This window comes from Vulcanococcus limneticus LL, assembly GCF_002252705.1.
GTDB classification, from domain to species: domain Bacteria; phylum Cyanobacteriota; class Cyanobacteriia; order PCC-6307; family Cyanobiaceae; genus Vulcanococcus; species Vulcanococcus limneticus.
Map to the genome: position 1 here is coordinate 1 of NZ_NQLA01000093.1, position 4280 is coordinate 4280.

Consider the following 4280-nt stretch of genomic DNA (forward strand, 5'->3'; position numbering starts at 1 on the left):
GGCCTCGCTGTAACGCCGCATTGCTCTGCTCCATCAAGCCCCCTGGTGGAAAAAGTGGTCGGGATGGAGAGGCGTCAACTTTCCTGGCAGAGGGGGGATCGGCCATCAGGCTCTGTAACGTCGACTGCTCGATCCGATAGAGCGTGCTCGGATCGATCGCGCTCACTGAGGCTGAGCGGGGTTCCGGGTCGAGAGCGGCCAGCTCGCCCACGATCTCACCGCCCGAAAGTTCGACTATGGTCTGGTCGCCGATGTGTACCCGCACCAGGCCAGCAACGATGACGTACATCGAGGTGCCGAGATCGCCTTTGGCGAACAGCTGCTGGCTGGGGGCAAGCTGCACTTCCTCCACGGCATCAGCCACAGCGGCCAACACGTTGTCGGGAGTGGAGGCGAAGATACTGGTTCGCCTGAGCCGCTCAATCTTGTCATGCGGGGCCGTGCTGGTCATGGCTCTCGGTGAAGGAAGGCCTGAGGGCGGTTCAGACCGAGGACGATTGCATGAAATTTAGCGTGTCCGCCAATCGGAGCAAGTTCGACAAGCAGATCCAAATCACTGTCTCCCGTTCGGTAGTCGTCACGAATTGCCGAACCAAATGCAAACAGTTTCTTAAGGCTCTACGTGCGACACAACTCGGCGACGGGATCTTCTTGATTCTCGAGAGCATTAATCATGGCCACCTCCGCATTGATTCCAGTCGAAGCAAGTCTGGGTAAATCTGTGCTCTATGTACCTTTGGCTTGTGGTCAGGCTAACGCTCCAGATCAGAAGCGGGCAGGGGCTTCTCGGGTTGACAAGCCACTCCCGCTCCCGTCTTCTGTATCTGGATGTTAGAAAGACCCTACTTGAAGTCATTGAAGAAATCCATGTCCACTTCATAGACAACCTTTGGCTTGACACCAAGCTCAAGCTTTTCAAACATTCTGACAAGCTTCTCTCCATCAACGAGCTCGATGGGATTGGCTCCATCCCGAATTGCTTCCCGCTTGGCATCCATTGTAAAACTCCCAGTGGTCAACAAAATACCCTTATCAGCCTTCCCAACAAGGGCTCCTCGAAAATCCCGGATCATGCTTGCGCCAACCGATCCTTGATAACGCTTACATTGAAATAACACCTTAAAACTCAGAAGTGGATTTATCTCGAGGATCCCTTCTCCATCAATGCCTCCATCCCCTGAACGGCCGGTGACCCTCACATTCTGAAAACCGTGCTCCCTTAGAAGGCGCTGACATAAGCGCTCGAATCCCTCAGAACTAAGTGCCTTGATCACTGGCAGAAGGGCAGTCTCCTCAGCCTCCAATCGACTCTCTGTAGCCTCCACAGATGCCGCACTCTTTGGAGTGGAGCCCTCATCTTGAGGCCCTTTGAAGGTGCTCTGAACACCCTTGAATAATGATGCTACGTCTAAAGCCTTGAGGTCTTCATGCTGACCTTTGTCAGTCAGCCTCCACACGCCGCGAAGAGATGAGTCAATATGTCCTGAATGAACGAGGTACATACGAGCCCACGCAATCTGGTTGCGTACTTTTGACTGGCCGTTCTTATTGGTTTGTTCTAGAAGCTCTTCGGGGAGGTCTTCTTGCTCAATCACTGCATCTGTTACCTCAGCTGCAGTGCCCGATCCACCCATCTCCCGCAGAGCATGCAGGATGGGCAGGATGTATCGGGTGAACTGGGGTCCCTTGGCCATTGATGGATTTTAGTTCTTTCTAACGCTGCCCCTGAGTGGCAGGCAAGGAGCCTGGGGTCGCGAAGCAAAGAGTGGATGGTGGCATGTCCACTCAAGGGGCTTGTTAGGCAGGCTCAAAAATAGCTTTCATCGCTGCCGACAGGTTCTTGATCATGCTCTCACCATCGCCGGAGTACGAAGACCCATGCATGGTTGCCAAGGTTTTCGGTTGGAGCTGAGCCAAGACAGAGAGCATTGATCTAGTATTTGAATTGTAAGTCATATAACCAGCCAAGGGGCTCTGTTGCATTTGGCGCATTGCTTCAACTGTCGCATCAGTAAAATCATCTGAGCTAAGGGGGGAAACGTCGCCAAACTGATGAAAGAGGTCGGAGCAGAACAACGTCTTACGGCTTTCTTCAAACATCATGCCGGCATCCCAGCCATGTGGAAGGTGTGGAGTTGCGTAGAAGCGAAAACGGAAACGGCCAGTTGATAAATGCTGATCGGGGGTCATTCCCAACGCGGGCCGGAGAGAGAAGTCATCCACACTGACAACCTTGCCAATGAACGTACATACAGGCTCAGCCTGTGGTGCATTTTCCAACCAGTTATTGAGGCCACCTATTTCGTCTGACTCAAAATGACTCCAAGCAACATAGCCTAGATCTTTCGGATCAATCAATGTCTGTACTGCTTCATGGAGATCGGCAAACATTCCCTTAAGACCTGCATGAAAAAGCAAAGGACGTTCATCTCGGACAAGGAAATGATTGAACTGCAGATTAAGGTCTGGAACATAGATAGACAAGCGAAAGAGATCTGGCGCGATTTCGGTGATAGTGGTCATGATGAGCCTGTGAAGAAATTGTACTTGCTCATTGCAGCGCAGAAACTGGTTCAGTCAATGGGTAAAGACAAAGGGTTTGTAGCTGTTCCATGTCGTAATGTGACAAGGAACAGCTGCTCATATAGTCCGCCTAACGCTCGCCATCACCTGGCCGCAAGGTTTTCTCGGCGAAGAATAGAACGTTACGGCGGCGGCTCAGGTGCATGGCGGTGTTAGCTGACCAGAGCCTTTGCCTGGGGCGCTGGCGCACCTCGAAGCAGGCCTTCCACACTTAAGTCCTCATCAACATCTGGCCAGTGGATTCCGTAGCCAGCCCCTGCAATCTCCCAGTTGTCACGCTCCTGGGAGGTTGCATGTAGAAGCCTTGGGAACCAAGCCAGCGGTACCGAGATAGAACGACCGTCAGCTAGGTCGACGATCAGCCTGTCTTCTGTCAACGCAACGTCAGCGACCTGCTCACCAGGGTTAGCCATGAAACTCCTCCCATGCTTTCAGCAGGATAGCTCTGTTCAAGCTGACCAGCCGCTCAATTTCACGCAGCTCTCTGGCGCTGAAACCAAGGCTTGAGGACAGTGCCACAGGAACAAGCCAGACTTTGCAAGACGCCTTATCTCTGTCGACATGAACATGGGGAGGCTCGTTTGGCTCGTGACTGTAGAAGTAGACCCTATATGGACCGCTTCTGAGGATTGTCGGCATCCGAAAGCGCCACCATCACATCAACGATACCGACCTCGGCCTTCCTGTGCAGCCAACGCTCATCATCACCCGCCCGAAGCAGCATTTAAGCAAAGAGCTTGCTTTGATGCCGGGTCGGGAGAATGATGATGTTAGGCATGCATAGGCCGAGTTGTTATTAACCATCTTATGGGGGCATAATGAGCGTCGCAGCGCAGCCCAGCTACTTGCGATTCGCGTGTGGCGGCTAGCCTACTCGGTCTTGCGCTCAGTTTCGATTAGGCAGGGGTCCAATTGTAAACAGCTCCATTATGCCTAACGCTCTAGAGCAGCGGCAGGTAGCGGCCCAAGACAGGAGTAGGCAACGTTAGCGACGAGAACTGGATCTTGAAATTTGTCCTTGACAGTGAGCTCAAGCGGCCGAACCAAACTGAGCGCGTCGCAAAGCTCTAAATTTGAACTATGCCCTTCATTGAATTCAGCATGTGATCCATTGCGAGGGCGTGCTCGCACTGGGGGCTGAAAAGGACGATCTCGGAGTCTTTGACCGAGCGCACACTATGTCCAGGAGGCCAGTAAAAAAGGTCGTTCTCTATGCAAGTATCAACTTTCCCGTCGGTATACGTCACCACGAGTTCTCCTGAAATCATGTAGCCCCAGTGCGGAGCATGGCAGGCATCGTCCTTGAGACCCTTGAGGAGCGGCGCAATGTCAGTACCTGCCCCCGCTTTCAGGAAAGATGTCACCCCTTTCAATTTCACACCCGGGGGCTTGATGGAGCAGTTCAATGCGTCGCTACAGCGAGGCCGTCAAGGCTGATGTCAAGAGGCGGATGAGCCCGCCCCAGCGGCAGAGCGTGGCGCGGATTTCAGAGGAGCTGGGCATCCACGTGGTGACCCTCTACAACTGGAGGAAAGCCTGGCGTCTGCAGGGAGAGGTGGTACCCGCATCCGAGAAGGAGCCAGAAGGCTGGAGCGCTGCCGACAAGTTCACGGTGGTGCTCGAGACCGCTGGCCTCAACGACACCGAGCTCGGTGCCTACTGCCGGGAGCGGGGTCTGTTCCCTGAGCAGGTGAGCC

General features: G+C 53.7%; 7 protein-coding genes. 1 reads left to right on the forward strand and 6 read right to left on the reverse strand.

The features are described 5' to 3' along the window. The 6 genes from CJZ98_RS17165 to CJZ98_RS17185 form a co-directional block, all read right to left on the reverse strand. Positions 1 to 451 (reverse strand): cyclic nucleotide-binding domain-containing protein (locus CJZ98_RS17165; RefSeq protein WP_108723326.1); only part of this gene is annotated, 451 nt, incomplete at its 3' end. After that, the gene (locus tag CJZ98_RS19610) at positions 448 to 606 is read right to left on the reverse strand and encodes a hypothetical protein (protein WP_390902072.1); all 159 of its coding nucleotides are present in this window, start codon (positions 604 to 606) and stop codon (positions 448 to 450) included. The genes CJZ98_RS17165 and CJZ98_RS19610, both read right to left, overlap by 4 nt. Positions 607 to 842: 236 nt before the next feature. Further along, complete coding sequence (locus CJZ98_RS17170) at positions 843 to 1694, reverse strand: restriction endonuclease (protein ID WP_094592330.1); 852 nt, start codon at positions 1692 to 1694, stop codon at positions 843 to 845. Between the two features lie 103 nt (positions 1695 to 1797). After that, positions 1798 to 2523, reverse strand: coding sequence for an oxygen-binding di-iron domain-containing protein (locus CJZ98_RS17175; protein WP_094592331.1), 726 nt, complete (start codon positions 2521 to 2523; stop codon positions 1798 to 1800). A 212-nt stretch (positions 2524 to 2735) separates the two neighbouring features. Further along, the gene (locus CJZ98_RS17180) at positions 2736 to 2996 is read right to left on the reverse strand and encodes a DUF2442 domain-containing protein (RefSeq protein WP_094592332.1); all 261 of its coding nucleotides are present in this window, start codon (positions 2994 to 2996) and stop codon (positions 2736 to 2738) included. Further along, positions 2989 to 3222 carry a DUF4160 domain-containing protein gene (locus CJZ98_RS17185; protein WP_087069026.1) on the reverse strand — a complete coding sequence of 78 codons (234 nt, stop codon included), beginning with the start codon at positions 3220 to 3222 and terminating at the stop codon, positions 2989 to 2991. Before CJZ98_RS17185 ends, CJZ98_RS17180 begins: the two co-directional genes overlap by 8 nt. An 811-nt stretch (positions 3223 to 4033) precedes the next feature. Between CJZ98_RS17185 and CJZ98_RS17195 the strand changes: the two genes are divergently transcribed. After that, positions 4034 to 4280: helix-turn-helix domain-containing protein (locus tag CJZ98_RS17195; RefSeq protein WP_232756581.1), on the forward strand; the 247-nt coding region annotated here is incomplete at its 3' end.